General features: G+C 75.0%; 26 protein-coding genes. 17 read left to right on the forward strand and 9 right to left on the reverse strand.

Annotation, left to right across the window (positions count from 1 at the left end):
- Nucleotides 1-29: 29 nt before the first annotated feature.
- A complete protein-coding gene (locus tag BMW27_RS00805; RefSeq protein WP_091437665.1) occupies nucleotides 30-950 on the forward strand; it encodes a LysR family transcriptional regulator in 921 nt (306 codons plus the stop codon).
- A gap of 135 nt (nucleotides 951-1,085) precedes the next feature.
- Entirely contained in the window at nucleotides 1,086-2,339 is a 1,254-nt protein-coding gene (locus tag BMW27_RS00810) for an MFS transporter (RefSeq protein ID WP_091437667.1), read from the forward strand.
- A 907-nt stretch (nucleotides 2,340-3,246) separates the two neighbouring features.
- Here the strand turns inward: BMW27_RS00810 and BMW27_RS00820 are convergent.
- The 3 genes from BMW27_RS00820 to BMW27_RS00830 form a co-directional block, all read right to left on the reverse strand.
- Complete coding sequence (locus BMW27_RS00820; RefSeq protein WP_091437672.1) at nucleotides 3,247-4,431, reverse strand: acyl-CoA dehydrogenase family protein; 1,185 nt, start codon at nucleotides 4,429-4,431, stop codon at nucleotides 3,247-3,249.
- 17 nt (nucleotides 4,432-4,448) lie between these two features.
- Nucleotides 4,449-5,219, reverse strand: coding sequence for an MBL fold metallo-hydrolase (locus tag BMW27_RS00825; RefSeq protein ID WP_091437674.1), 771 nt, complete (start codon nucleotides 5,217-5,219; stop codon nucleotides 4,449-4,451).
- A gap of 115 nt (nucleotides 5,220-5,334) precedes the next feature.
- A complete protein-coding gene (locus BMW27_RS00830; RefSeq protein WP_091437677.1) occupies nucleotides 5,335-5,925 on the reverse strand; it encodes an Rv1733c family protein in 591 nt (196 codons plus the stop codon).
- 139 nt (nucleotides 5,926-6,064) lie between these two features.
- Here BMW27_RS00830 and BMW27_RS00835 point away from each other — a divergent pair, with 139 nt between their 5' ends.
- From BMW27_RS00835 to BMW27_RS00855, 5 genes are all read left to right on the forward strand, one after another.
- On the forward strand, nucleotides 6,065-6,271 hold the full coding sequence (locus BMW27_RS00835; protein ID WP_091437681.1) for a hypothetical protein: 207 nt from the start codon (nucleotides 6,065-6,067) through the stop codon (nucleotides 6,269-6,271).
- Complete coding sequence (locus BMW27_RS00840; protein ID WP_091437684.1) at nucleotides 6,262-6,687, forward strand: PIN domain nuclease; 426 nt, start codon at nucleotides 6,262-6,264, stop codon at nucleotides 6,685-6,687. Before BMW27_RS00835 ends, BMW27_RS00840 begins: the two co-directional genes overlap by 10 nt.
- Before the next feature lie 61 nt (nucleotides 6,688-6,748).
- Complete coding sequence (locus BMW27_RS00845) at nucleotides 6,749-7,135, forward strand: cupin domain-containing protein (RefSeq protein WP_091437687.1); 387 nt, start codon at nucleotides 6,749-6,751, stop codon at nucleotides 7,133-7,135.
- Between the two features lie 57 nt (nucleotides 7,136-7,192).
- Nucleotides 7,193-8,851, forward strand: a complete 1,659-nt coding sequence (locus BMW27_RS00850; RefSeq protein ID WP_091437690.1) for a bifunctional 3'-5' exonuclease/DNA polymerase — start codon at nucleotides 7,193-7,195, stop codon at nucleotides 8,849-8,851.
- 149 nt (nucleotides 8,852-9,000) lie between these two features.
- Nucleotides 9,001-10,449, forward strand: coding sequence for an SGNH/GDSL hydrolase family protein (locus BMW27_RS00855; RefSeq protein WP_139206800.1), 1,449 nt, complete (start codon nucleotides 9,001-9,003; stop codon nucleotides 10,447-10,449).
- A 96-nt stretch (nucleotides 10,450-10,545) separates the two neighbouring features.
- Here the strand turns inward: BMW27_RS00855 and BMW27_RS00860 are convergent, their stop codons facing one another.
- Nucleotides 10,546-11,517, reverse strand: a complete 972-nt coding sequence (locus BMW27_RS00860; RefSeq protein WP_091437696.1) for an NAD(P)-dependent alcohol dehydrogenase — start codon at nucleotides 11,515-11,517, stop codon at nucleotides 10,546-10,548.
- Nucleotides 11,514-12,131, reverse strand: coding sequence for an NAD(P)-dependent oxidoreductase (locus BMW27_RS00865; protein WP_175486262.1), 618 nt, complete (start codon nucleotides 12,129-12,131; stop codon nucleotides 11,514-11,516). The genes BMW27_RS00860 and BMW27_RS00865 overlap by 4 nt, the downstream gene beginning before the upstream one ends.
- Before the next feature lie 58 nt (nucleotides 12,132-12,189).
- Between BMW27_RS00865 and BMW27_RS00870 the strand changes: the two genes are divergently transcribed.
- Nucleotides 12,190-12,693 carry a MarR family winged helix-turn-helix transcriptional regulator gene (locus tag BMW27_RS00870; RefSeq protein WP_091437702.1) on the forward strand — a complete coding sequence of 168 codons (504 nt, stop codon included), beginning with the start codon at nucleotides 12,190-12,192 and terminating at the stop codon, nucleotides 12,691-12,693.
- Nucleotides 12,694-12,713: 20 nt separating this feature from the next.
- Here the strand turns inward: BMW27_RS00870 and BMW27_RS00875 are convergent, their stop codons facing one another.
- Nucleotides 12,714-13,067, reverse strand: a complete 354-nt coding sequence (locus BMW27_RS00875) for a nuclear transport factor 2 family protein (RefSeq protein ID WP_091437706.1) — start codon at nucleotides 13,065-13,067, stop codon at nucleotides 12,714-12,716.
- Between the two features lie 312 nt (nucleotides 13,068-13,379).
- Here BMW27_RS00875 and BMW27_RS00880 point away from each other — a divergent pair, with 312 nt between their 5' ends.
- The 6 genes from BMW27_RS00880 to BMW27_RS00905 all read left to right on the forward strand — a co-directional run bounded on the left by BMW27_RS00880 (nucleotide 13,380) and on the right by BMW27_RS00905 (nucleotide 19,467).
- Entirely contained in the window at nucleotides 13,380-14,384 is a 1,005-nt protein-coding gene (locus BMW27_RS00880) for an RNA polymerase subunit sigma-70 (RefSeq protein WP_091437709.1), read from the forward strand.
- Between the two features lie 71 nt (nucleotides 14,385-14,455).
- Nucleotides 14,456-14,899 carry a YybH family protein gene (locus BMW27_RS00885; protein WP_091437714.1) on the forward strand — a complete coding sequence of 148 codons (444 nt, stop codon included), beginning with the start codon at nucleotides 14,456-14,458 and terminating at the stop codon, nucleotides 14,897-14,899.
- Between the two features lie 280 nt (nucleotides 14,900-15,179).
- The gene (locus BMW27_RS00890) at nucleotides 15,180-16,355 is read left to right on the forward strand and encodes a Gfo/Idh/MocA family protein (protein ID WP_091437717.1); all 1,176 of its coding nucleotides are present in this window, start codon (nucleotides 15,180-15,182) and stop codon (nucleotides 16,353-16,355) included.
- A gap of 193 nt (nucleotides 16,356-16,548) precedes the next feature.
- On the forward strand, nucleotides 16,549-17,529 hold the full coding sequence (locus BMW27_RS00895) for a substrate-binding domain-containing protein (RefSeq protein ID WP_091437720.1): 981 nt from the start codon (nucleotides 16,549-16,551) through the stop codon (nucleotides 17,527-17,529).
- A 59-nt stretch (nucleotides 17,530-17,588) separates the two neighbouring features.
- Entirely contained in the window at nucleotides 17,589-18,650 is a 1,062-nt protein-coding gene (locus BMW27_RS00900) for an ABC transporter permease (protein ID WP_091437723.1), read from the forward strand.
- 1 nt (nucleotide 18,651) lies between these two features.
- Nucleotides 18,652-19,467: an ATP-binding cassette domain-containing protein gene (locus BMW27_RS00905; protein WP_091437726.1), complete on the forward strand. Its 816-nt coding sequence runs from the start codon at nucleotides 18,652-18,654 to the stop codon at nucleotides 19,465-19,467.
- 208 nt (nucleotides 19,468-19,675) lie between these two features.
- On the opposite strand, the gene BMW27_RS00910 is transcribed toward BMW27_RS00905, so the two are convergent.
- The gene (locus BMW27_RS00910) at nucleotides 19,676-20,863 is read right to left on the reverse strand and encodes a phytanoyl-CoA dioxygenase family protein (RefSeq protein WP_091437729.1); all 1,188 of its coding nucleotides are present in this window, start codon (nucleotides 20,861-20,863) and stop codon (nucleotides 19,676-19,678) included.
- Between the two features lie 103 nt (nucleotides 20,864-20,966).
- Nucleotides 20,967-21,803: an aldo/keto reductase gene (locus BMW27_RS00915; protein ID WP_091437732.1), complete on the reverse strand. Its 837-nt coding sequence runs from the start codon at nucleotides 21,801-21,803 to the stop codon at nucleotides 20,967-20,969.
- Nucleotides 21,804-21,875: 72 nt separating this feature from the next.
- Here BMW27_RS00915 and BMW27_RS00920 point away from each other — a divergent pair, with 72 nt between their 5' ends.
- The 3 genes from BMW27_RS00920 (at nucleotide 21,876) to BMW27_RS00930 (ending at nucleotide 25,055) form a co-directional block, all read left to right on the forward strand.
- The gene (locus BMW27_RS00920; protein ID WP_091439671.1) at nucleotides 21,876-22,919 is read left to right on the forward strand and encodes a LacI family DNA-binding transcriptional regulator; all 1,044 of its coding nucleotides are present in this window, start codon (nucleotides 21,876-21,878) and stop codon (nucleotides 22,917-22,919) included.
- A 94-nt stretch (nucleotides 22,920-23,013) separates the two neighbouring features.
- Entirely contained in the window at nucleotides 23,014-24,021 is a 1,008-nt protein-coding gene (locus tag BMW27_RS00925) for a Gfo/Idh/MocA family protein (RefSeq protein ID WP_091437735.1), read from the forward strand.
- A complete protein-coding gene (locus tag BMW27_RS00930; RefSeq protein ID WP_091437737.1) occupies nucleotides 24,018-25,055 on the forward strand; it encodes a Gfo/Idh/MocA family protein in 1,038 nt (345 codons plus the stop codon). Before BMW27_RS00925 ends, BMW27_RS00930 begins: the two co-directional genes overlap by 4 nt.
- 7 nt (nucleotides 25,056-25,062) lie before the next feature.
- On the opposite strand, the gene BMW27_RS00935 is transcribed toward BMW27_RS00930, so the two are convergent.
- Nucleotides 25,063-26,061, reverse strand: coding sequence for a sugar phosphate isomerase/epimerase family protein (locus BMW27_RS00935; RefSeq protein WP_091437740.1), 999 nt, complete (start codon nucleotides 26,059-26,061; stop codon nucleotides 25,063-25,065).
- Nucleotides 26,062-26,072 lie beyond the last annotated feature (11 nt).

Genomic DNA, 26,072 nt, shown 5'->3' on the forward strand with positions numbered 1-26,072 from the left:
GTCATCGACAGCGTTTATGGTCCGCCGCTGTGAACCTGGCCAACCTGGACCTCAACCTGCTCGTGTCCCTCGACGCGCTGCTCGACCAGCGCAGCGTGACGCGGGCGGGCCGGCAGCTGGGGTTGAGCCAGCCGGCGCTGTCGGCGTCCCTGGCCCGGCTGCGGCGGCACTTCGGCGACGAGCTGCTGTCCCGGGTCGGCAACTCCTACCGGCTCACCCCGCTGGCCGCGCAGCTCAAGCCGAGGGTCCGGCTGGCCCTCGACGGCGTGGAGCGGGTGTTCACCGCGCAGCCGGAGTTCGACCCGGTCGAGTCCACCCGCGAGTTCTCGGTGCTGGTGAGCGACTACGGGTGCGCCGTCCTGGGGGACACGCTGGCCCAGCTGCTGTCGGAGGAGGCGCCCGCCGCCCGCCTGCGCCTGGCGCACAACACGCCGGAGGCGGTGGACCAGGCGGCGCAGACGCTGCTCAGCACCGACCTGATCGTCCTCCCGCACGGTTTCATCAGCGACCTCCCGCACGGGGATCTGCACCGGGACCGGTGGGTGCTCGTCGTGTCGGCCGACAACGCCGACGTGGGGGACGCCCTCACCGTGGGGCAGCTGGAGACCATGCCCTGGGTGGCCACCTACCACGGGCCGACGGCGTCCACCCCCGCCGCCCGGCAGATGCGGATGCTCGGGATCGAGCCCCGCGTCCAGGTCGTCACGGAGAGCTTCCTGACCGTCCCGGGGCTGGTCGCCGGCAGTGGCCGCATCGCCCTGCTGCAGGAGCGGCTGGTGCAGCTGCTGCCCCTCGACGCGGGTGTCCGGGCCCTGCCACCTCCGTTCGAGCTCGGGCCGCTGGTCGAGGCCATGTGGTGGCACCCGGTCTACGACCGCGACCCCGAGCACCAGTTCTTCCGGGACCTCGTGCGGCGCGCCGCCCACCAGGCGACCGACCCGCTGCCGTGACATCCCGCGGGCATCGACGGGACTGATGATCAGCATCAGGGAATCCTCATTCCCTGATGGGGCGGGATCTGAGCACACTGCCTCGCCAGTGACGCCGGTCACCGGAACCGGCGCTCGTCCCCACCGGAGCAGCCCGTGTCCGAGCACGTCCTCGACCCCGCCGGGGTCGCCCGCGAGCCCCTCGCCGCGGAGGTGGCCCTCGACCCCGCGACGGGCCGTCCCGCCGGCCGGGCGCAGGCCCTCGTCCTCCTGCTCTCCAGTTGCCTCGCGGTGCTCGGGGCGGTGCTGCTCGCACCGGTGCTCCCGCGCATCCAGGACGCCTTCGCGGGCACTCCCGGTGTCGAGACCCTGACCCCGGTGGTGCTGACCGCACCCGCCCTGGTGATCGGGCTGACCGCGATGGTCGCCGGGCGCATCGTCGACCGGGTCGGCCGCAAGCGGCTGCTGGTCGGGGCGCTCGTCGTCTACGCGCTCGTGGGCACCGCGCCGCTGTGGCTGCCGTCCCTGCAGCTGATCGTGGCCAGCCGCGTGCTCCTCGGCCTCACCGAGGCGGCGATCATGACCTGCTGCACCACGCTGCTCGCCGACTACTTCCACGGCTCGCAGCGGGAGCGCTACTTCGGCCTCCAGGTCGTCTTCACGACCGTCGCCGCCACGCTCTTCTTCGGCCTCGGTGGCGCACTGGGGGCCCAGGACTGGCGGACGCCGTTCTGGCTCTACGCCGTCAGTCTGCCGCTGGCCCTTCTCGCCGCGAAGTACGTGTGGCAGCCCGCGCCGCAGGCGCGGGCGCGGGCCACGGAGCTGCCTCCGCTGCCGTGGCGGCAGCTGGCCGCACCGGTCGGCGTGACGTTGCTCGGCGGGCTGGTCTTCTACGTCCTCATCGTCCAGCTGTCGTTCGTGCTCGACGGCATCGGCGTCGGGTCGACGGCCACGATCGGCGCCGCCAGCGCCATCGCCTCGCTCGGCACCGCGGTCGGGGCGTTCCTCTTCGGTCGGCTGGCCAGGCTCGGTCCCGCGGTCACTGTGCCGCTGGCCTTCGGGCTGTCCGGGGTGGGGATTGTCGGGCTGGGTCTGGCCTCCGCCGTCCCGCTCGTCATCGCCTCCGCTGTCGTCACCGGCTTCGGTAACGGCCTGCTGCTGCCCTCCCTGCTGACCTGGGCGCTCGGCTCGCTGGGCTTCGAGCAGCGCGGCCGCGGGACCGGTGTGTGGACGTCGGCCCTCTTCATCGGTCAGTTCATCTGCCCGCTCGTCGTCCTGGCGCTCAGCGGTGCCATCGGCGGCCTGGGCTCCGCGCTGGTCGTCGTCGGGACCGTGGCCATCGCCGCAGCCGCCGGTGTGCGTTCCCTCCGGCCGGCGCAGCCGGGTGGGCAGGCTCTGGCCGCGCACTGACCGTGCGGACGGCGGCCCCGCCAGGACTCCTCGCGGGGCCGCCGTCGTGAGGGCCGGTCGGTCAGCGGTCGAGCGTCTCCGGGGAGGTCCGCTCGCGGCTCGCCGGCAGCGGGGTGGTCGGCACCGCGATGCGCTGGAACTGCTCGGACCACCGGTCTCACCGGCCCACCCGGCGGGCGTGGCCGAGCACCCCCGTCCAGCTCCCGGGGACCGGCCACGACCCGCTGCAGGAGGAGGTCGGCCAGCTCCTCCCACGACGCCACGACCGCGCCGGCGCCGGCCTCCCGCAGCGCCGCAGTGCGCTCCTCGCGGTCCGGCGGCGGGACGAACAGGACGATGCCCACCGTCGGGCAGCCGGCCCTGGACCGGTCCGGGTCACCGGCGGGCGAGGCCGACCCGGAGGGGACGGGACACGTCAACACCCCGGCTCGTGAGCCGGGCGCCCCGTCACGGACGCCGGCCAGGGAACCAGTAGGGGAGCTGCAGGTCCGTCAGGGTGCAGCCGACGTTGCAGTTGAACGACACCGGGTCCTCCCGGACCGCGCCGTCGCGGCCGGTGGTGATCCGCCAGCCGAGGGCCGCCCGGTCGCCACAGCGGGGGCAGGCCGTCCACGTGGTGCGCTCGTCGTGCGTGGACGAGGTCCTCGCTCCCGTCCGTCGGCCGCGTGCGACGGCCGACTCCTGTGGACGACGACCGAGGCGGCCGGAAGGTGCGCGCCCCGTGCCTACGACCCGGCTGCGGGCCTGTCGACGACGGGCGCCTCCGCGGACGACGCCCGGACCCGGGGCCGGGGGAGGGACGGGTGCCCGCGGCGGGGGCCTCCGGTCCTGCGCGGCCGCGAGGACCACGTCGTCGCGGCCGCCACGCCGGTGACCACCCGGCGGCCTCGACCGCGCCGGCGTCTGCTCAGTAGGACCGGGGGAGCCCCAGCACCTTCGTGGCGACGAACGCCTTGATCATGTTGTTGCTGACCGGCGCCACCTGGTACAGCCGGGTCTCCCGGAACTTGCGCTCGACGTCGTACTCGTCGACGAACCCGTTGCCGCCGTGGGTGTCCAGGGCGACGTTGGCCGCGGCCCAGCTGGCCTCCGAGGCCAGGTGCTTGGCCATGTTGGCCTCCGCGCCGCAGGGCCGGCCCGCGTCGAACAGCCGGGCGGCCTCCCACCGCACCAGGTCCGCGGCGCGGACCTTCATGTAGGCGTCGGCCAGGGGGAACTGCACGCCCTGGTTGGCGCCGATCGGGCGGCCGAAGACCTCCCGCTCGGTGGCGTAGGCGACGGCCCGCTCGACGAACCAGTAGCCGTCACCGATCGCCTCGGCGGCGAGCAGGATGCGCTCGGCGTTCCAGCCGTCGATCACGTACCGGAAACCGGCACCGACCTGGCCGATCACGTGGTCGGCCGGGACGCGCACGCCGCGGTAGTGCACCTGGTTGGTGGCGTAGTTGAACATCGTGCGCACCGGCACGACCTCGAGGGTCTCCGGCTGCTCGGCGCGCACCTGTCGCAGGTCGACGAGGAAGAGGGTCAGCCCACGGGTCCGGTCGGCGTCCTCGCGGCCGGTGCGGGCGAGGACGAGGGCCAGGTCGGACTCGGCGATGCGGCTGGTCCAGTTCTTGTGCCCGGTGATGACGTACTCGTCGCCGTCGCGGGTCGCGGTGGTGGCGATGGCGGTGGTGTCCGAGCCCGCGGCGGCCTCGGTGACGGAGAAGGCCTGCAGCCGCAGCTCGCCCCGGGCGATGGGCGGCAGGTAGGCGTCCTTCAGGGCCTCGCTGCCGTGCCGCAGCAGGGCGCCCATCGTGTACATCTGTGCGTGGCAGGCGGCCGAGTGCCCGCCGGACCGGTTGACCTCCTCCATCACCACGGACGCCTCGGTCACGCCCAGGCCGCCGCCGCCGTACTCGGGGGGGATGAGGACCGACAGCAGCCCGGACGCGGTCAGGGTGTCGACGAACTCCTGCGGATAGCGGCGGTCGCGGTCGGTCTCGCGCCAGTACGCGTCCGGGAACCCGGCGCACAGGGCGCGGGTGCGCTCCCGCAGCGCCTCCAGGTCGGCTCCCCGTCCGGCGCGTGGTGGGGTGGTGTCGGGCACGGGGGCTCCTTGGCGGGTCAGTCCAGCTGGAGGCGGTCGGCGATCCCGGCGGCGGTGAAGGCGGCCACGACGTCCTCGCGGCTCTCGGAGAAGTGCGCCCAGCTGTCGCAGTGGGCGGCGACCACCCGGCGCGCGCCGAGGACCGTGGCGGCCTCGGCGGCCCGGGCACCGTCGATCGTGAGCAGGGCGCCGTCGAACAGCGCGGTGCGGGCGGCGCCGGCGAAGAGCACCGCGGTGTCCACCGGGCCGACGCGCCCGGCGATCTCGCGGACGACGTCGAGCGAGGCGTTGTCGCCGCTGACGTGGACGGTCGGCAGGCCGGCGGCGGTCAGCACGAAGCCCACGACCTCACCGGTGACCGGCTCGCACCCCTCCGGGCCGTGCAGCGCGGGCGTCGCGGTCACGGTGACGGTCCCGCCGCCGGGGCGGGGCAGGTCCACGGCGTCCCAGGGGGCGAGCCCCCGCGCCGTCCCGCCGAGGCGCGCTGCCGTGCTGCGGGTGGTGAGCACGACCGGGACGTCGGTGAGCAGGGCGCGACCGGCGGTGTCGAGGTTGTCGGGGTGCTGGTCGTGGGAGAGCAGGACCGCGTCGAGCGGACCCAGGTCGGCCGGGTCGGCGGCGGAGGGGGCGGTCTTGGTCAGCGAGCGGCCGCCGCCGAGCGGGTACTCGCCCGGCGCGTCGAACGTCGGGTCGGTGAGGAACCGGAGGCCGCCGTACTCGATGAGCGCGGTCGGCCCGCCGAGCACCCGGACGGGCACCTGGGCGGGGGTCGCGGTGGCGTCGGACACGGGCACCTCGCAGAGCTGGACGGCAGCGGCTGCGCGCCGACGTCGGGCGCACGACCGCCGACCCTAGGTGCCCGCCGCGGCGCCGTCCTCCCGTCGTCCGGGGCCGGCCCGGCGGTCAGGGCACGCGGCGGCTCCAGGTCGGCTCGACGCGGGCCCACTCGCGGGTCCACCGCCGGTCCCGCAGGCGGTCGAGCAGCCGGCACAGCGCGGTGTGCAGCAGCACGGCGGCGCCCACGCTGCCCGCCCACCCGGCGCCGACCAGCACGAGCGTGCTCCGCCGCACCTCGGCCGGGGTCATCGGCTCGTCGGACCGCCGCCCGTCGGCGGTCGTCCACAGCGTCAGGGTGTCCCCGGCACGGGCGGTGGGCCGAGCGGGGACCTCGCCCGTCACCGGCTCCCCGCCGGGGGAGGTCCACCGGGCCGGCACGGGTACCCGGGTGCGCGGGGAGGCGTCCGCGGGCACCACCGCGTCGGCGGTCACGACGGCGGTGACCCGGGTGCGCTCCTCGGCCTGCTGCCGAGCCGTGGCAGCCAGGTCGGCGCGGACGGCGCTGCCGACGGCGAGCGCGACCGGCACGGAGGACAGCACGACGAGCAGGACGACGACCCGCGACACGAACCGCACCGTGTCGCTCGTGCGCTCGAGCGGGCCCGAGCCGAGCCGGAACCGGCGGATGCCGTGGGGGAGGGGACCGGGCAGGGTCACGGCACCGCCTCCCCTCCGCGCCGGGCCCCATCGTGCCAGCGGACCGCGCCGTCGTCCCGGCCGGCGCAGCAGGTCGGCACGGCCGGCACGTCCGCGGAACGTGTATACACATCGCACGTGCGGATATATATTGGCGCCCGTGACGAAGCGCCTGGTGGAGATCGACGACGCCGACCTCGACGCGGCCCGGGCGGCGCTGTCGACCTCGACGATCAAGGAGACCGTCGGCCGGGCGCTGCGCGAGGCGGCCGCCTCCGCCGCCCGCCGGCGCGAGGTGGAGCGGCTGCTCGACGGGTCCTCGGCCCTCCTCGCCGTCGGGGAGGGCCGGGACCGGGCATGGCGGTAGTCGCCCGCTACCTGCTCGACACCAGCGCGGCCGCGAGGGTGCCGCACCGGCAGGTGGCCGACCGCGTCGTCCCCCTGCTGTCCGCCGGGCTGCTCGCCACCTGCGCCGCCCTGGACCTGGAGGCCCTGTACAGCGCCCGGTCCCCGCGGGAGTACCGGGACGTCCGGACCGACCGCCGGCTCGCCTACGAGTACCTGCCCACCGAGGACGAGGACTGGCAGCGCGCGCTGGCGGTCCAGGCGGCCCTGGCCGAGGCCGGCCGGTGGCGGGGCGTCGGGCTGGCCGACCTGGTCATCGGTGCGGTGGCCGAGCGGCACCGGGTGACCGTGCTGCACTACGACGGCGACTACGACAGCGTGGCGGCCGTGACCGGCCAGCGCACCGAGTGGGTCGTCCCGGCCGGATCGGTGCCCTGACGCCGCTCCCGTGGCCCTGCTCCCGGCTGCGGAGCGGCGGACGTCCGACGAGGATGGAGCGGTGCGACCACAGGTCCGCGACAGCAGCGAGGTCGAGTCCGAGGTGTGGGACGACCCGGTGCGCGGGGACGTCTCCTTCCGGGTGCTGTTCAGCGCCGACCGGACGCCGACGTCCTCGCTGTACACCGGTCTCACCGAACTGGCCCCCGGCGGCTGGCTGGGTCTGCACCGGCACACCCAGGCCGAGGTCTACCACCTCGTCGAGGGCAGCGGGGTCGTCGTCCTGGACGGTGTCGAGCACCCCGTGGGAGCGGGGTCGGCGGTGTTCATCCCCGGCGACGCCGAGCACGGCATCCGCAACACCGGCGAGGGCGCCCTCCGCTTCGTGTACGCCTTCGCGACCGACGCGATCGACGACGTCGTCTACCGGTTCTCCGCCGACGGGTGACCGACGCCCCGTCGGGGGTGCGCACGACCTGTCGGCCGCGGCGGTGACACTGCGACGGTGAACCGCGTCGTCCTGCGCCGGGCTGGGGACGTCGTGGAGGCACGGGAGCTCGCCGAGGACGGGACGGCGGTCGGGGTCACCCGGCACCGCGCCGGTGAGCTGGCGGCCGTCGTGGCGGACCGGGAGCGGACGGCGGTCCGCTGGGTGTGGGACGACACCACGCGCTGGTACCCGGCGCTGCTGGACGCCGGCGTCCGCGTCGAGCGCTGCACCGACCTGAGGCTCACCCACGCGGTGCTGCGGCGCTCGCCGTTCGTCGACCAGCCCCTGCTCGCCGCCGGCGAGACCGCGGACTGGGACGCGCTGCAGCCGGTCACCGCCCCCGACCCCGCCCTCTTCCCGCTCGACGACCCCGCCGACGCCCTCGACCCGGTCGCCGAGCACGGGCGCCAGCAGGCCGCGCTCGCCGCGTCGACGCACCCCGCGCGCCTGGCGCTGCTGCTGGCGGCCGAGTCCTCCGGGGCGCTGGTGGCGGCCGAGATGACGCACGCCGGGCTGCCGTGGCGGGCCGACGTGCACGCGCGCCTGCTCACCGAGCTGCTGGGTCCGCGGCCGGCGGCCGGCTCCCGCCCGGCGGTCCTGGAGGCGCTGGCCCGGGAGGTGCGCGCCGCGCTGCGCGCGCCGGGCCTGAACCCCGACTCGCCCGGCGCGCTGCTCGCGGCGCTGCAGGCCGCGGGGCTGCCGGTGGAGGACACCCGGTCGTGGACGCTGGAGCAGCTCGACCACCCCGTCGTCCCGCCGCTGCTCGAGTACAAGAGGCTCGCCCGGCTGCTGACCGCCCACGGCTGGGCCTGGCTGGACGCCTGGGTGCGCGACGGCCGGTTCCGGTCGTGGTTCGTGCCCGGCGGCGTGGTGACCGGGCGGTGGGCGTCCAACGGCGGAGGAGCGCTGTCGGTGCCGACGCAGGTCCGCCCGGCGGCGGTGGCCGACGAGGGCTGGCGGCTCGTCGTCGCCGACGTCGCCCAGCTGGAGCCGCGGGTGCTCGCCGGCATGAGCGGGGACGACGCGATGGCCGAGGCCGCCGGGGCCGCCGACCTCTACCAGGGCATGGTGGCCGCCGGCACCGTCGAGACGCGGGCCCAGGCCAAGGTCGCGATCCTCGGCGCGATGTACGGCGCCACCCGGGGCGAGAGCGGCCGCATCATGCCCCGGCTGGCCCGCCGCTACCCGCGGGCCATCGGGCTGGTCGAGGAGGCCGCCCGGGCGGGGGAGCGCGGCGACGTGGTGCACACCCTGCTCGGCCGCGGCTCACCGCGCCCGACCGGCGCCTGGGCGGAACGCGCCGTCGCACTCGGCGAGCCGGCCGAGGTCAGCGGGTCGCGGGAGGAGCGGGACCGTGCCCGCCGCGCCTGGGGGCGGTTCACCCGCAACTTCGTCGTCCAGGGCACCGGTGCGGAGTGGGCCCTGTGCTGGTTGGCCGACCTGCGCAACCGGCTGTGGCGGCTCGGCGGCACCGGCCCGCTCGAGCAGCGGCCGCACCTGGTCTTCTTCCTGCACGACGAGGTCGTCGTGCACACGCCCGAGCGCCTCGCCGACGCGGTCGCCGAGGAGGTGCGAGCCGCGGCCGCCACGGCCGGCCGGCTGCTCTTCGGAGGCTTCCCCGTCGACTTCCCGCTCGACGTCTCGGTCGTCGCCTCCTGGGCCGACGCCGGCTGAGAGGCGGGCCGGTCCGGCGGCGACGCGCAGCGCGAGCAGCGCGGTTCGGCATCGTCGGACGAGCGCCGTTGCCACCGTCCCCGGTGGCCTCTCTAGCCTCCCGCCACGCTCCAGACCCCGACGGGGTCGCTGGTTCGAGGAGGAACAGCATGCGAGTGCGATCCCTGACGACAGCCGTCCTCACGGCGGCCGGCTGCGTGGTGCTGGCCGCGCCGGCGCTGGCGGTGCCCGCACAGCAGGCGCCGCCGCTGGTCACGCAGCACGACCCCGGCCACCGGGATGCCGGCTCCGAGCCGTGGGTGGCGGCGTGGACCACCGCGCCGCAGGGCGTCTACCCGTTCGGGTACGCGGTGGGGCAGCCGGGGCCCCTGGGTGAGGTCGTGCCCGGCGTCGAGCAGCCGCTCCTGGAGCACGCCTTCCCCGACGAGCAGGCGCAGGACCAGACCATGCGCATGGTCGTGCACCCGGGCATCGGCGGCGACGCGTGGCGGGTGGAGCTCAGCAACCGGTTCGGCACGCAGCCGGTGACCTTCGGCCGCGCCACCGCCGCCCTGCAGCAGAGCGGCGCCACCGTCGTCCCGGGCACCGAGCAGCAGCTCACCTTCGACGGCTCGCCGTCGGTGACCCTGCAGCCGGGCGAGGAGGTGCGCAGCGACGCCGTCCCCATGGAGCTCAGCGACGCCGACGCCCAGCGGTCGAACGTGGCGGTGAGCCTGCACGTCCGCGGGGCCAGCGGGCCGATGACCTGGCACGCGGCGTCCTTCACCACCTCCTACGTCACCGACCCGGGGGCCGGCGACCACACCGGCGACCTCACCGACGAGGCCTTCCCGCACTCCACGACGAGCTGGTTCTACCTGACCGGGCTGGAGGTCCAGCGCGAGGACGCCGGGACGGTCGTCGCCCTCGGCGACTCCATCACCGACGGGTTCTTCTCCACTCTCAACGGCAACGACCGCTGGCCCGACGTGCTGCAGCGCCGCCTGCTGGCCGAGGACGACGAGGACGTCCTCTCGGTCGTCAACCAGGGCATCGCCGGCAACATGGTCACCCGGACCGGACGCCTGCCGGGAGGCTGCACCCCGTGCGACGGGCCCCCGGCCGTCGACCGGCTCGACGAGGACGTGCTCGGCCAGCCCGGCCTGCGCGCCGTCGTCCTGCTGGAGGGCATCAACGACCTGGGCGGCGGCGGTGCGACCGCGGCCGAGGTCATCGCCGGCATGGCGGAGATCGCCGACCGGGTGCACGCCGCCGGGATCCCGGTCGTCGGGGCCACGCTCACGCCCTCGGGCGGCGCCGAGGACGGCCTGGCGAACTACGGCACGCCCGAGACGGACGCGCAGCGGCGGGCGGTGAACGACTTCATCCGCACCAGCGGGGTCTTCGACGCCGTGGTCGACTTCGCGGCGGCCACCGAGGACCCGGCCGACCCCAGCCGGCTGCTGCCCGCCTACGACACCAACACGTCGGTGGGCGGCCCCGGCGACCACCTGCACCCCAACCGGGCCGGGTTCCTCGCCATGGGCGGCGCGTTCGACCTGGCGGAGCTGCGGGAGCTGGCCGCCTCCGCCGCTCCGCGCGCCATGGCGGCCGGCTGACGAACGCCGGGGGGTGACCAGGGCAGGACCCGCACCACGGGAGGCGGCGTCCCCGGCGAGGGGGCGCCGCCTCAGCCGCCTCCGCCGTCCCCCGGCCTACGGCCGCGCGGCCAGCGAGACGACCACCTTGCCGCGCAGCTGCCCGGAGCCCGTGTGCTCGAACCCCGACGCCACGTCCTCCAGCGCCACGACGCGGTCGAGCGGAACGCGCAGGCGGGCCGTGTCGACGAGGTGGGCGAGGTGCGCGAGGTCGACCGGTGACCGCCGGGTCGCGACGGCGGTCGCTCGCGGCCCGGAGCCCGGGCGCAGCCCCCGGAGCGTGTCGGGGGACAGCGGCCTGGTCGAGACCAGGACGCCGTCGCCGGTCAGCGCCGGTCGCACCGCGGGGAACCGCAGGGCGCCGGGCGCGTCGAGCACGACGTCCCACGGCCCGCCGCCGGCCAGGACGTCGTCCCGCCGCCGGTCGACGACGACGGAGGCGCCGAGGTCGCGGACGAAGTCCGCACGGGCGGCGTCGGCGACCGCGGTGACGTGTGCGCCGGCGAGCCGCGCGAGCTGCACGGCGTACGCGCCGATCCCCCCGGCCGCCCCGACGACCAGGACCCGCGGGGCGGACCGCGCGGAGAGGGCGGCCCGGCCGTGCAGGGCCTGCAGGGCGGTCAACCCGGCGAGCGGGATCCCGGCCGCCTGCGGGAGGTCGATCGTGCGAGGTGCCCGGGCGAGGCGGTGCTGGGGGAGGAGGACCAGCTCGGCCATCCCGCCGCCGGCGTGACCGATGAGGGCCATGACCCGGTCACCGGTGGTGAAGCCGGTCACGGCCGGCCCACAGGCGACGACCTCGCCCGCCAGGTCGAACCCGGGGGCGACACGGCCACCGCTCAGCGCGCGGAACAGCCGTCCCCCGCGCAGCAACCCGAGGTCGGTGCCGTTGATGCTCGACGCCGCCACCCGGACCAGCACCTGGGTGCCCGCCGGCGCCGCGGGTGCGGGCACCTCGACGACCCGCGGCGCGACCGACCCTCCGGCGCGGACGAGCCGCACGGCCCGCATCGAGCGGGACCCGGTCACCGTCCGGCGACCAGTGGCGCCTGCTGCACGTAGTCGGGCCGGTCCACGAGGTCGGCGAGGAAGGCGGCGAGGTCGGCCCGCGGGATCGACGTGCGGCGGGGCGAGTGGTGGGCGGAGTGCTCGACCTGCCCCGTCGGCGGCCCGTCGACCAGGCGCGGAGGCCGCACGAGGGTCCAGTCCAGGCGGCTGTCGGCCCATGTCTGCCACTCCAGCGCCTTGTCCCGCACGGTCTGTCCACCCAGTCGCTGCACGAGGGCGGAGACGACGCGGTCGCGCCGCGACTTCCGGTCGCCGGGGACGTCGATCCCCGCTCCGCTGATCCCGACGAAGCGCCGCACCCCCGCCTCCTCCATCGCCGTGACCAGCAGCGGCGCGACCTCGCGGTGGACGGTGCGGTCGCTGCGGCGCGGACCGAGCGCCGACACCACCGCGTCGGCACCGCGCACGAGGGCGGCGAGGGCGCCGGCGTCCCGGGCGTCCCCCGCCACCCAGCTCACGGCCTCGGGCCCGTCCGGCTGCGGAGCCCTGGTCAGCGCGACGACGGTGTGGCCTCGTCGCAGCAGCTCGTCGACCAGCAGGCGGCCGGTCGTCCCCGTCGCCCCGAGTACCGCCACGCGCACGGTGCACCGCCTCTCCCGTCCGCACCCGACCTGTCATGTGTACGGTACACAGATGACCCGGCCCGCGTCGGACGACCTGCAGGTGCTCGACGAGGCCCTCGTGCGTCTCCGCCGGCTGTGGACGGCGTCGCGGGCGCACGTCGTCGACGACCTCGGCCGTCGCGTGGAGATGTCCAGCGTGCTCGTGGTGGAGGCCTGCGCCCGAGCGGAGTCCGCCCTCGCCGAGGTGACGGTCGGCGACGTGGCCGCGTTCCTCGACGTCGAAGCGTCCACCGCGAGCCGCATGGTGGAGCGGGCGACGGCGGCGGGGCTGGTCCTCCGCACGCCCTCTCGGGTTGACGGGCGCCGAGCCGCGCTCCGCCTGACCGACAGCGGGCGCGGCCTGCGCGCGCGGGCGACCGCCGCCCGCCTCGGCTGGTTGGGCGCGGTGGTGGCGCAGTGGCCCCCCGAGGACGTGCACGTCCTCGCCTCCGTGCTCACCCGCTTCGCCGACGCGGTCGCCGCGACACCGCCGCCCGCAGGGGCCGAGCAGGGGCCGCCGCGGCGACCGCACTGACGGTGTCGGGCCGCCTCGCGCTACTGCTCGACGTCCATCCGGGCCACCAGGTCGCCCGCGAAGGTGTAGACGTGGCGGACGTCGCCGACCGCGAGGAGGGTGCCGCCCCGGTCGCGGAACACCTGGTGCACGCCCACCTCGACCGTGCCGTCCGGGCGCTCGCGGATCCCGGTCGGCTCCACCTTGGCGCGGATCTCGGCCCACTGGCGCGCCCAGTAGCGGCGGACGGCGTCGTGCCCGACGACCCGGCCACCCTCCCAGCCGTTGGGCCAGTCGACGTCCGCGGCCATGGCGGCCAGCACCGTGTCGATGTCCCGCGCGTTGAAGGCCCGGTACAGCGCGCGCAGGGACTCCTCGCGGTCCGGTGCGGTCATGGTGGTGGTCCTCCTGACCCGACGTCGGGGTGTGGCAGGACACCGTGGCACGACTCGTCGCCGCGGGCACCGGGCCGTACCCACCCGTGGATCCGTCGAGCCACGTCGTGCCCGACCCGGGCCAGCCCGCGGCAGGTCCCGCCGGCGCCGGCACCGCGAGCGTCCACGAGGGGGCGGCGAGCCGCCGGCGGGGGTGCCCCGGGACGCTGCCGCACCGGGCGCCCCCTCCGTGGCGCCGCGGCACGGGAAGCGCTGACTTCCGCCGCCGGAGGTCTCCACGGAGAGGACCGACGAGTCGATGGGGAGCGGACGGTGACGGAGCAGCACCTGGCGGCGGCGAGGGCGGGTGACCCGGCGGCGTTCGGGCGGCTGGTCGAGCCGGTGCTGGGGGAGTTGCGGGCCCACTGCTACCGGATGCTCGGGTCGACCCACGACGCCGAGGACGCCGTCCAGGAGACCCTGACCCGGGCCTGGCGGGCTCTGGACCGCTACGAGGACCGTGGCCAGGTGCGGGCCTGGCTGTACCGGATCGCCACCAACCGGTGCCTGACCACCATCGAGCGGCGCAGCCGGCGGGAACTGCCGGCCGACCTCCGGCCGGGCGGCCCGTCGGCCGAGGACGTGGCGTGGCTGGAGCCCCACCCGGACGACCCGGCGCAGCCCGGCGACCCGGCAGCGCGCGTCGTGGCACGCGAGCAGCTGGAGCTGGCGTTCGTCGCGGCCCTGCAGCACCTGCCGGGCCGGCAGCGGGCGGTGCTGCTGCTGCGCGAGGTGCTCGGCTTCTCCGCGGGCGAGGTCGCGGGCCAGCTGCAGACCACGGTGCCGGCGGTGAACAGCGCGTTGCAGCGGGCACGGGCGGCCGTCGACGCCCGCACGCCGGAGGTGACGCAGCAGCGGACCCTGGCGGCCGCCGGCGACGAGGCGGTGCGGGAGCTGGCGCGGCGCTACGCGGCCGCGTGGGAGGCGGGCGACGTCGAGACCCTCGTGGCGATGCTGACCGAGGACGCCACGTACTCGATGCCGCCACTGCCGACCTGGTACCGCGGCCGCGCCGGGATCGGGACCTTCCTCCGCGAGGCCACGACGGACCGGCGGTGGCGCTTCCTGCCCGCGCGGGCCAACGGCCAGCTGGCGTTCGGCACCTACGCCTGGGACTCCGTCCAGCACGCGTTCCTGCCGTTGGGGTTGGACCTGCTCGCGCTGCGCCTCACGGGCTCGGGTGTCCGGATCAGCGAGGTGGTGTCCTTCCTCGACGCGGAGTTCACGGCGTTCGACCTCCCGCCGCGGCTGACGGCGGCCGAGGGGCCCGCGCGATGAGTCCGCGCTCCGGCCGGGGTTGTAGGGGCGGCAGGAGCTCGCCGAGCTCACCCCGACCCGAGGAGGACCCCGTGACCGAGGACGAGGCGCGGATCAGGACGCTGGTGGAGCGGTGGGTGGAGGCGGTGCACGCCGGGGACCTCGACGGCGTGCTCGCCGACCACACCCGGGACATCGTGATGTTCGACGTCCCCCCGCCACGCGAGGGTGTACGGGGCATCGACGCCTACCGTGCCACCTGGCCGGACTTCTTCGCCTGGCAGCGGCAGGGCGCCTGCTTCGAGCTCACCTCGCTGGAGGTGACCGCCGGTGCCGACGTCGCCTTCGCCCTCGCCCTGCTCCGCTGCGGCGAGCCGCAGGAGCTGCAGCGCGACCCGGACCTGCGCCTGCGCCTGACACTGGGCCTCCGCAAGCAGGACGGTCGCTGGGTGGTCAACCACGAGCACCACTCCTTCCCCGACACGAGCGCCGACGTCGACCCCGCGGCAGCCGGGACGACCGGGTCGCGTCCGTAGCCGGCCCGGTCGCCCCGGGCCCGGCTCCGGAGCATCCCCGGGACACGCCGCCCGCGTGGCCCGGCAACCCCCTGCTCCTGGAAGGCGACCGTGCCCGGCCCGGCCCGGCCCGGCCCGGCCCGGACCGGCAGGGCGGGCCGGACGACTGCTGACCGTGCGACCCCTGACCGGACGCCGGCGCCGAACCCGTGAGCGGTGCGGTGGCGGGGCTCCGTTCCGCCCGGCCGGTCCCCCTGGGCCTAGGCTCGCGCCCTCGGCCGGCCCGACGAGAGGGACGTTGATGGGGACGACGGCAGCGCGGTCGATCGGCGTGGGGGTCATCGGCTTCGGGTGGATGGGCCGGGTGCACGCCCAGGCCCACGCCCGGCTCCGGCACCACTTCCCGCACCTGGGTCTGGTCCCGGAGCTGGTCGCGGTCGCCGACGACGTCCCCGGCCGGGCCGAGGCGGCCGCCGCGCAGTTCGGGTTCGCCTCCGCGACGGCGGACTGGCGCGAGCTGCTCACCGACCCGCGGGTCGAACTCGTGTCGGTCACCGCCCCCAACTGGCTGCACCGGGAGATCGGCGTGGCCGTGGCCGAGGCCGGCCGGCACCTGTGGATCGAGAAGCCCGTGGGCCTCACCGCGGACGACGCCCGCGCGGTGGCCGGCGCCGTCGCCGCGGCCGGCGTGCAGGGCACCGTGGGCTTCAACTACCGGCACGCGCCCGCCGTCGCCCTGGCCCGCCGCTTGGTCGCAGAGGACGCGATCGGCCGCGTCACGCACGCCCGGTTCGCCTTCCTCAGCGACTACGCCGCCGCCCCCGAGGGCGCCCTGACCTGGCGCTACGAGCGGGCGCGGGGCGGCAGCGGCGTCCTGGGGGACCTCGCCTCGCACGCCGTCGACCTCGTCCGCTTCGTCCTGCACGGCGAGATCACCTCCGTGCTGGCCGACACCGCGGTCTTCGTCCCCGAACGACTGCGCCCGACCGGCGCGACGTCCGGGCACGCCGTCGCGGCCGGCGGCGTGCCCGGGCCGGTGGAGAACGACGACCACGTCTCCGCGCTGATGCGCCTGTCGACCGGTGCCCGGGTGGTGCTCGAGGCCAGCCGGGTGGCCGTGGGGGAGCAGAACGCCTACGGCTTCGAGGTGCACGGGACGGCGGGGCGCCTGGCGTGGGACTTCCGCCGGATGGGCGAACTCCAGCTCAGCCGCGGACCGGCCGCGCAGGACCAGCCGGTCGCCACCGTGCTGGTCGGGCCGGGAGCCGGGGAGTACGCCGCCTTCCAGCCCGGTGCCGGGATCGCGATGGGCTACGACGACCTCAAGGTGGTGGAGCTGCGCGACCTGCTCGCCTCGGTCGTGGCGGGTCGCCCTGTCGGCGTGGGCCTGGACGACGCCGTCCGCGCGGCGGTCACCCTCGACGCCCTCGCGGCCTCCTCGGCGAGTGGCAGCCGCGTCGAGGTCCCGGTCGGCTGAGCCGCACGCCGCGGCCGTGGAGCGGTGCCCGGGCACAGGAGGAGGCGAGTGGACCCTTGACGCCTCTAGTGAGCCATGCCACATTCAGCATGTCACTATGTCCAGACATAAGGACGACGCCGCGGGGGTCGTCGACCGGGCTCTGGGCAGGCCGCAGCCGCCAGCACGGCGGCCCACCCGACGGGAGTCATGCATGAGGAGCACTCGCAGGTCGCTGCAGGCGGTGGTGGCGGTCAGCGCCGCCACCGTGACGCTGGCTGCGTGCAGCAGTGAGGGCGGTGCCCAGAACCAAGGCGGTGGGGGCGCTGCCGAGGGCGAGAGCTTCACCGTCGCGATGGTCACCCACGAGGCCCCGGGTGACACGTTCTGGGACAAGATCCGCGCCGGCGCCGAGGCGGCCGCCTCGAACCACAACATCACGCTCAACTACTCGAACAACCAGGACGCCGGCGAGCAGTCGACGCTCATCCAGAACGCGATCGACCAGGGCGTGGACGGGCTGGCGACCACGCTGCCGACTCCCGACGCCGTCGGCCCGAACGTGCAGAAGGCGGTCGACGCCGGCATCCCGACGGTCGCGTTCAACGCAGGGATCAACGACTACACGAACTACGGCGTCTCGATGTACTTCGGCTCGGACGAGGACCTGGCCGGCCAGACCGTCGGCACGAAGCTCGCCGCGGAGAGCCCCGGCCACACCGTGTGCGTCATCCAGGAGCAGGGCCAGGTCCAGCTCGAGGCCCGCTGCGCGGGTGTGGCGAAGACCCAGCCCGACACCGAGGTGCTCTACGTCAACGGCCGCGACCTGCCGGCGGTGCAGCAGACCATCGGGGCCAAGCTGCAGGAGGACCCCTCCATCACCAACGTGGTGGCGCTCGGCGCGGACATCGCGCTGGCCGCCCAGCAGGCCAAGACCGACGCAGGCAGCCAGGCCAACGTCGCGACCTTCGACCTCAACGCCGACGTGGCCCAGCAGATCGAGAGTGGCGGCATCCTGTTCTCGGTCGACCAGCAGCCCTACGTCCAGGGCTACATGGCCGTGACGTCGCTCTGGCTGAACCTCACCAACGGGAACGACATCGGCGGCGGTGGTCCGGTGCTGACCGGTCCGTCCGTCGTCGACGAGACCAACATCGGCCCGATCGTCGAGTACGCCCAGAACAACACCCGGTAGCCCGCTCGGGGGAGCCGGGGGAACCCGGCTCCCCCTCCCGCCCAGCCCTGGAGCAAGTCATGAGCTCATCCGTGGCGGCGAAGCCGTCCACCGCACCCCCGGCCGCGCCTGCGGGCCGCGCCGAACGATCCCTGGTCTCCCGCGTCCTCGGCCGTCCCGAGATCGGTGCGCTGGCCGCGGCGATCGTGATCTTCGCCTTCTTCTTCGCCGTCGCGGAGCCGTTCCGGACCCTGCCGGCGCTGGCGACCGTCCTCTATGCGTCCTCGACGATCGGCATCGTCGCGGTCGGCGTGGCGCTGCTGATGATCGGTGGCGAGTTCGACCTGTCCGCCGGTGTCGCGGTGACCACGGCGGCACTGGCGTCGGCGATGATCTGCTACCAGTTCAGCCTGAACATGTGGGTCGGCGTGGTGGTGAGCCTGCTCATCGCGCTGGCGGTCGGCTGCCTCAACGGCTACCTGGTGATGAGGACGGGGATCCCCAGCTTCCTGATCACGCTGTCCACCTTCTTCATCCTGCAGGGCATCAACCTGGGCGTCACCAAGCTGGTCACCGGCACGGTCGCGACGCCGAACACCAGCGCCATCGACGGGTTCGCGTCGGCGAAGGCGGTCTTCGCCAGCGACATCGACCTGGGGTTCATCACGCTGAAGGTCACGGTGCTGTGGTGGTTGCTGTTCGTGGCCGTCGGCACCTGGCTGCTGCTGCGCACCCGCACCGGCAACTGGATCACCGCGGTCGGCGGCAACCAGGCCAGCGCCCGCGCGGTCGGTGTGCCGGTCCGCGCGACCAAGATCGGCCTGTTCATGGGCGTGTCGTTCCTGGCCTGGTTCCTGGGCATGCACCTGCTGTTCAACTTCAGCACCGTGCAGGCCGGCCTGGGCGTCGGCAACGAGTTCATCTACATCATCGCCGCGGTCGTCGGTGGCGCCCTGCTGACCGGTGGCTACGGCTCGGCCGTGGGCTCGGCGCTCGGCGCCTTCATCTTCGGCATGACCACCCAGGGCATCGTCTACGCCGGCTGGGACCCCAACTGGTTCCGCGCCTTCCTGGGCGTGATGTTGCTGCTGGCCGTGCTGGTCAACCTGTACATCAAGAACTACGCCGCCCAGAGGAGATGACGTGACCGACACCATCGCCGAACACGCTGCGCACGACCTGAAGGCCGGCACGCCGCTGGTCGAGATGGAGGGCGTCGGCAAGAGCTACGGCGCCATCCGCGCTCTCGAGGGGATCAACCTGACGGTCAACGCCGGGGAGGTCGCCTGCGTGCTGGGGGACAACGGTGCCGGCAAGTCGACCCTCATCAAGATCATCTCCGGGCTGCACGGGCACACCGAGGGGACGTTGCGGGTCGACGGCCAGGAGCGCAAGTTCTCCTCACCGCGCGAGTCCCTGGACGCCGGGATCGCCACCGTGTACCAGGACCTGGCGGTGGTGGGCCTGATGGAGGTGTGGCGGAACTTCTTCCTCGGCTCGGAGATCCGCAAGGGCAAGTACCCGATGGCGCCGCTGGACATCAAGGCGATGCGGGAGGTCGCCGACGCCGAGCTGCAGAAGATGGGCATCGTCGTCAAGGACATCAACCAGCCGATCGGCACGCTGTCCGGCGGGCAGCGGCAGTGCGTGGCCATCGCCCGGGCGGTCTACTTCGGCGCGCGGGTGCTGATCCTCGACGAGCCGACCGCGGCGCTGGGGGTGAAGCAGTCCGGCGTGGTGCTGAAGTACACCGCCGCGGCCCGCGACGCCGGCCTCGGGGTCGTCTTCATCACCCACAACCCGCACCACGCCTACCTGGTGGGCGACCACTTCATCATCCTCAAGCTGGGCCGTCGGGTGCTCGACAAGAAGCGCTCGGAGGTCAGCCTCGAGGAGCTCACCACCGAGATGGCCGGCGGCCAGGAGCTCGCGGAGCTCTCGCACGAGCTGAAGCGCTGATCACCGGCTCCGCCGAGCCGGGCCCCTGGGGACCCGGCCCGGCGTATCCGTGTCCGTGTCTCGATGTCCCGCTGCCCCCCCCCCGTGACGATGTGGGGCCGTGGCGACACCCGGGCGTCGGCCGCCTGTCGCCACCGCCGCGCCGTGATCGTCGTGAGGGAGGAGCCGCCCGCAGCACCCGGGGCGGTGTCGGCTGTCCCAGGTCGCATCAGTGGCCGCTGGTGTGCCGCTCGGCCTGGGCGGTCAGCTCGGCGTCCAGGGCCTCGGGTGACCAGTCCTCCTGCAGCGCCCGCCAGGCCAGCTCGGCCTGCGTCTCGGGGGCCAGGCCGCCGATCGGCTGGTCGCGGTCGAGGTTCGTGGGGAAGGCGTAGCCCTCGGCGGAGGCGGCGACGACGTTGCGCAGCGTGCGCTCCTCGGCGCCGGCCGCCTTGCGAGCGCGCAGCACCGGGTGGAGCGCGCGGCACATCGCCGCGCGGTCGACGGTCTCCATCGCCCGCCCGAACGCCGAGGAGACCTGCAGCAGGTTGGCCATGCGGCGCACGTCGGCCGACCGGTTGGTGCCCGCGCCGTGGAACAGCGCCGGGTTGAAGAAGGCGGCGTCGCCCTTCCGCAGCGGCAGCTGGACGAAGTGGGCGTCGAAGTAGGCGGTGAACTCCGGTTGGTGGAAGGCGACGTAGCCGGGGGCGTACTTCTGGGAGTGCGGCAGGTACATCGTCGGCCCGGTCTCCACCGGCATGTCGCAGTGCGCCACCGCTCCCTGCAGCGTCATCACCGGCGAGAGCCGGTGCACGTGGGCGGGGTAGGCCAGGGCCTGCTCCTCGGACATGAAGCCCAGGTGGTAGTCGCGGTGGGCCACCTGCGCCTGCCCGCCGGGGTTGACCACGTTCACCTGGCTGGTGACCTGGTAGCCGCGGCCCAGCCACGCCTCCGAGACCAGCGCGAGGACGTCGTTGCCGTAGTAGGCGGCGAAGGCCTCGGGGTCGCGGACGGCGAACTTGTCCAGCGCACCCCACACCCGGTCGTTGGCGCCAGGCGTGGCGAAGTGGTCACCGCCGACGACGCCGGCCGCCTTCTGCTCGTCGATCATCGCCTGGAAGACGGCGGTGGCCCGGTCGACGACGCCGGTGTCGGGGAAGGCGCCGGCGAAGACGACGATCCCCGGCCCGTCGGCGAGCGCGCGGGCCAGCTCGGCCTGGACGTCCCGGCGTCCCGCGGGGGTGGCGACGGAGTCGCGCAGGCGGGAGCCGTAGACGAGGACGTTCCCCCGGACCTCGTCGGCGCAGGGGTACTCGGCCAGGTCGGTGGTCGTCTCGACGACCGCGCGGAAGTCCTCCAGGCGGCAGTCGTCCGCGGTGAACCAGCCGGGAGCGGTGCGGGCGGTGACCGGTGCGGTCATGACGGGGGTCCTTCCGTACGGGGTCGGGTGCCGTCGAGCCTGACCGGCCGGAGCAGGGCCCACAAGGCCGCCGATCCCTCAAGGAGCCCTCAGCCGACGGGCCTCAGAACTCCTCCCAGACGTCCGGGTACTGGCCGTTGACCCGCGTCCCGTCGGCCAGCGTGGCGATGCCCGCCAGGTCCTCGTCGGTGAGCTCGAAGCCGTAGACGTCGAGGTTCTCGACCAGCCGGCCGCGGGACGACGCCTTGGGGAAGGTCACCAGGCCCTGCTGCACGTGCCAGCGCAGCACCACCTGGGCCGGCGTCCGGCCGTGCCGTGCGCCGATCTCGGCGAGCACCGGCTGCGCCAGCAGCTCGCCGCCGTTGGCCAGCGGCGACCAGGACTCGGTCACGATGCCGCGCCGCGCGTCGTCGGCCCGCTGCTCCGGCTGCGGGTCCCGGGGGTGGCACTCGATCTGGTTGACCGCCGGCACGGTCGAGCTCTCGGCCGCGAGCCGGTCGAGGTGCTCGGGCAGGAAGTTCGAGACGCCGATGGCGCGGGTGAGCCCCTCGGCGAGCAGCTCCTCCATCGCCCGCCAGGACTCCGCGTACCGGTCGAGCCGGGGGAGCGGCCAGTGGATGAGGTAGAGGTCGACGGAGTCGAGGCCCAGCCTGTCCAGGCTCGCGCGCAGCGCCTCCCTGGCCGAGTCGTACCCCTGGTCGCGGCCGCGCAGCTTGGTGGAGACGAACACCTCCTCCCGCGGCAGGCCCGAGTCGGCGATGCCCTGGCCGACGCCGCGCTCGTTCTCGTAGCTGGCGGCGGTGTCGACGAAGCGGTACCCGACCTCGAGGGCCTCCCGGACGATGCGCCGGGTCTCCTCGTCGGGGAGCCGGGCAGTGCCCAGGCCCAGCTGCGGCATGGCGACACCGTTGTCGAGCAGGACGGAGGGGACAGCGCTCATCCCCCCAGCCTGGTGAGCGCCCCGCTGCCGGGCAACCCCGGCGACCCGTCAGGGACCCGTCAGACTGCCCGCGTGGCGCACCCGTACCCGATCCGCGTGATCGCCCGCCAGGCAGGGCTCTCCGAGGCGACCGTCGACCGCGTCCTCAACCGGCGCGGCGGCGTGCGGCAGAGCACGGTCGACGAGGTGCACCGGGCCATCGCCGACCTGCACCGGCAGCGCTCCCAGGTGCGCCTGACCGGGCGGACGTTCTTCCTCGACCTGGTCGTCGACGCGCCGGAGCGGTTCTCCGCCGCGGTGCGGGCGGCCCTGGAGTCGCAGCTGCCGCTGGTGCGGCCGGCGACGTTCCGGGCGCGGTTCCACCTCGCCGACGCCCCGCCGGTGCCGGACCTGGTCGCCACCCTCGACGGCATCGCCCGGCGCGGGTCGCAGGGCGTCGTCCTCAAGGCCCCCGACTCCCCGCTCGTCGTCGCGGCGGTCGAGCGGCTGGCCGAGGCCGGGATCCCCGTGGTCACGCTGGTCACCGACCTGCCCACCAGCCGCCGCGTCGCCTACGTCGGCCTGGACAACCGCGCCGCCGGCGCGACCGCGGCGTACCTGCTCGACCAGTGGCTCGGCGAGGACGGCGGTGCGGTGCTGGTCACCCGGGGGACCGGCTCGTTCCGGGGCGAGGACGACCGGGAGATGGGCTTCCGCGCCACCGTGCGGACGGCGCGGCCCGGGCGCCGCCAGGTCGACCTGGTGGACGCGACCGGGGAGGACGACGTGCTGCGCGGGCTGGTCCGGGACGCGCTCGAGGCGGACCCGGGCATCGCGGCGGTCTACTCGATGTACGCCGCCGGCGGGAACGACGCGACCGTCGCCGCCTTCGCCGACGCCGGGCGGACCTGCCGGGCGTTCGTGGCCCACGACCTGGACGCCGAGAACCTCGCGCTGCTGCGGGCCGGACGGCTGTCCGCGGTGCTGCACCACGACCTCGCGCTCGACCTGCGCCGCGCCTGCCACGTGGTGATGCAGGTCCACGGCGCGCTGCCGGGCACCCCGCGGTCCTGGCACTCGGGCGTCCAGGTCGTCACCCCGTACAACGTCCCGGTCGAGGTGCTGAGGGGCTCTTGAGGGCTTCCCGTCGTTGACCTGCGCGTTGCCGAGCCCGGAACCTGGACCGGTGCGGCACCGCGGACCGGGCCGCGACGGAGTCGAGGAGGGCGCCGTGGGGCTGGACGTCGGGGTCATCGGGGTCGGCATGATCGGCCAGGAGCACATCCGTAGGCTCGACGGCGGCCCCCGGGGCAGCCGCGTGGTGGCGGTGGCCGACGCGGACGCCGAGCGCGCCGCGACCGTGGCCGCGCAGCTGCCCGCCGCGAAGGCCCTGCCCAGCGGCGAGGAGCTGATCGTCTCGGACGCGGTCGACGCGGTGGTGGTCACCTCCTGGGGGCCGACGCACGAGCCGTACGTGCTGGCCTGCATCGCCGCCGGCAAGCCGGTGTTCTGCGAGAAACCGCTGGCGACCACGCAGGAGGCGTGCCGGCGGATCGTCGACGCCGAGGTCGCGGCGGGTCGCCGGCTGGTGCAGGTGGGCTTCAACCGGCGCTACGACCCCGCGCACCGGGCGCTCAAGCTGGCCGTGGACGGCGGTGCGATCGGCGCCCCGCTGCTGGCGCACTGCGCCCACCGCAACGCGTCCGTGCCTGCGCACTACACGCGGGACATGTCGATCGCCGACACCGCCATCCACGAGATCGACGAGCTGCGCTGGCTGTTCGGTCAGGAGATCGTCGCCGCGCAGGTCTTCACCCCCCGCAGGAGCAGCCGCGGGGGCGAGCTGCAGGACCCGCTGCTCGTGCTCTTCGAGCTGGCCGACGGCGTCCTCGCCGACGTCGAGGTGTCGGTCAACGTCCACTACGGCTACGAGATCCGCTGCGAGGTGTCGGGGGAGACCGGCACCGTCGAGCTGGCCGACTCCGCTCCGGTGCGCCTGCGCCGCGAGGGCGCCGTCGCCGGTCTGGTCCCGGCCGACTGGCGGGAGCGGTTCGCCCTGTCCTACGACGTCGAGCTGCGCGAGTGGGTCGACACCGTCGTCGCCGGGAGTCCGCCGCAGGGCCCCGGCGCCTGGGACGGCTACGCCGCACAGGTCGTGTCCGACGCGGCGCTGCAGTCGCTGCACTCCGGCGGCCGGGTGGCGGTCGAGCTCCCCGCGCGCCCCGAGCTGTACCGGTGACGACGGACCCCGCCGAGCCCCTGCGGATCGGGGTCCTGGGCGCCGCCCGCATCGCCGAGCGGGGCATCGCCGTCCCCGCCCGGGACACCGGCAGCCGGCTGGTGGCGGTCGCCGCCCGGGACCCGGAGCGGGCCGAGGCGTTCGCCCGGGCGCACGGCGTCGAGCGCGTGCTGCCCACCTACGCGGACGTCCTCGCCGACCCGGACGTCGAGGTCGTCTACGACCCGCTGCCGAACGCGCTGCACGGTCCGTGGAACCTGGCCGCCGTCGCGGCCGGCAAGCACGTGCTGTCGGAGAAGCCGTTCGCCTCGAACGCGGAGGAGGCCGCCGAGGTCCGGGACGCGGCGCGGGCTGCGGGCGTCACGGTCATGGAGGGGTTCCACCACCTCTACCACCCGGTGGTGCGCCGGCTCCTCGACCTGGTGGACGCCGGCGAGCTGGGGGACGTCGTCCACGTCGAGGCGACGATCGCCATGCCCCCGCCGGACGACGGGGACCCGCGCTGGTCGCTCGAGCTCGGCGGCGGCGCCCTCATGGACCTCGGCTGCTACGGCCTGCACGCGCTGCGCAGCCTGGCGCCGTGGACGGGGGGTGGACCGGAGCCGGACGCCGCCCGGGCCGGCGAGCGGGCGGGTGCCCCCGGCGTGGACGAGTGGCTCGACGCCGAGCTGCACTTCCCGTCCGGCGCCACCGCCGCCGTGCGCTGCAGCATGGTGCACCCGGACCGGGACTTCTCGCTGCGGGTCGTCGGCACCCGCGGGGAGGTGACGGCGCCGGCGTTCGTCGAGCCGAACCGGGACGACCGCCTCCTGGTGCGCACACCGGCGGGGGAGCGCACCGAGCACCTGGGCACCCGGACGTCGTACACCTACCAGCTGGAGGCGTTGGTCGAAGCACTGCGGCACGGGTCCCCGGTCCCCACCGGCGCGGACGACGCGGTCGCGACCATGACGCTGATCGACCGGTGCTACCGGCTCGCCGGGCTGCCGCCCCGGCCGCGGTTGCGGCACGAGCCGCACCGGGCCGGGGCCTGACCCGGCGCTACAGCTTCGCGGCCGCGGCGCGCAGGTTCTCGGCGGCCAGCGCCAGGCCCTCCAGGCGGTCGTAGGCGGCGTCCTCGTGCTCGATGTTGACCGCCATGTCGGGGTCGACCTCGGCCAGCGCGCGGAGGAACTCGGTCCAGTAGTCGACGTCGTGGCCGACGCCCACGGCCACGAACCGCCAGCCCGGGTTCTCCGGCCAGGCGGTGCACCAGAACCCGTAGCCGGTGGGCACCTTTCCCGGGGCGTCGGCCGGGACCCGCCCGAACGAGGTGTCGAGCACCCCGCGGATGTCGACCCCGGGGGTGATCATCGCGTCCTTGGCCGCGGCGTGGAACACCAGCGGGCCGAGGTCGCGGATGCAGGCCACGACGTCCATGCCCTGCCACATCAGGTGCGAGGGGTCCATCTCGGCGCCGATGTTGGTGGCGCCGATGGTGTCGACCAGCCTGCGCAGGGTCACCGGCGAGAAGACCAGGTTGTGCGGGTGCATCTCGATGGCCACCCGGACGTCGGAGGCGCGGGCGAGGGCGTCGATCTCCGTCCAGAACTCGGCCGCGACGCCCCACTGGTAGTCCAGGACGTCCAGGTAGACGCCGTCCCACGGGTTGACCACCCAGGACGGGTACCTGGCGTCGGGGTCCGACCCGGGCGTGCCCGACATCGTCACCACGTGCCTCACCCCGAGCAGGCCGGCCAGCTCGATGGTGCGGCGCAGGTCCTCGGCGTGCTTCGGGCCGACGCCGGGCAGCGGGTTCAGCGGGTTGCCGTTGCAGTTGAGCCCGGTCAGCTCCATCCCGCGGGAGGAGAAGGTCTCCAGGTAGTCCCGACGGGCCTGCTCGGACGCCAGCAGCAGGTCGACGTGGCAGTGCGGGGACGGGATGAAGCCGCCGGTGTTGACCTCGACGGAGGTCAGGCCGTCGGCCTGCAGCACGTCGAGGGCCTCGGCCAGGGGGCGGTCGTGCAGGCATGCGGTGTAGGCGCCGAGCTTCAGTGGCATCGGGGATCGGC

The sequence above is a fragment of the Geodermatophilus poikilotrophus genome (genome assembly GCF_900111455.1).
GTDB lineage: Bacteria > Actinomycetota > Actinomycetes > Mycobacteriales > Geodermatophilaceae > Geodermatophilus > Geodermatophilus poikilotrophus.

Coding starts and splice junctions, on each gene's coding strand:
- BMW27_RS00840 (WP_091437684.1), top strand. CDS start 6,262: ATGGCGGTAGTCGCCCGCTACCTGCTCGACACCAGCGCGGCCGCGAGG.
- BMW27_RS00855 (WP_139206800.1), top strand. CDS start 9,001: ATGCGAGTGCGATCCCTGACGACAGCCGTCCTCACGGCGGCCGGCTGC.
- BMW27_RS00870 (WP_091437702.1), top strand. CDS start 12,190: ATGACCCGGCCCGCGTCGGACGACCTGCAGGTGCTCGACGAGGCCCTC.
- BMW27_RS00875 (WP_091437706.1), bottom strand. CDS start 13,067: ATGACCGCACCGGACCGCGAGGAGTCCCTGCGCGCGCTGTACCGGGCC.
- BMW27_RS00890 (WP_091437717.1), top strand. CDS start 15,180: ATGGGGACGACGGCAGCGCGGTCGATCGGCGTGGGGGTCATCGGCTTC.
- BMW27_RS00895 (WP_091437720.1), top strand. CDS start 16,549: ATGAGGAGCACTCGCAGGTCGCTGCAGGCGGTGGTGGCGGTCAGCGCC.
- BMW27_RS00900 (WP_091437723.1), top strand. CDS start 17,589: ATGAGCTCATCCGTGGCGGCGAAGCCGTCCACCGCACCCCCGGCCGCG.
- BMW27_RS00910 (WP_091437729.1), bottom strand. CDS start 20,863: ATGACCGCACCGGTCACCGCCCGCACCGCTCCCGGCTGGTTCACCGCG.
- BMW27_RS00915 (WP_091437732.1), bottom strand. CDS start 21,803: ATGAGCGCTGTCCCCTCCGTCCTGCTCGACAACGGTGTCGCCATGCCG.
- BMW27_RS00935 (WP_091437740.1), bottom strand. CDS start 26,061: ATGCCACTGAAGCTCGGCGCCTACACCGCATGCCTGCACGACCGCCCC.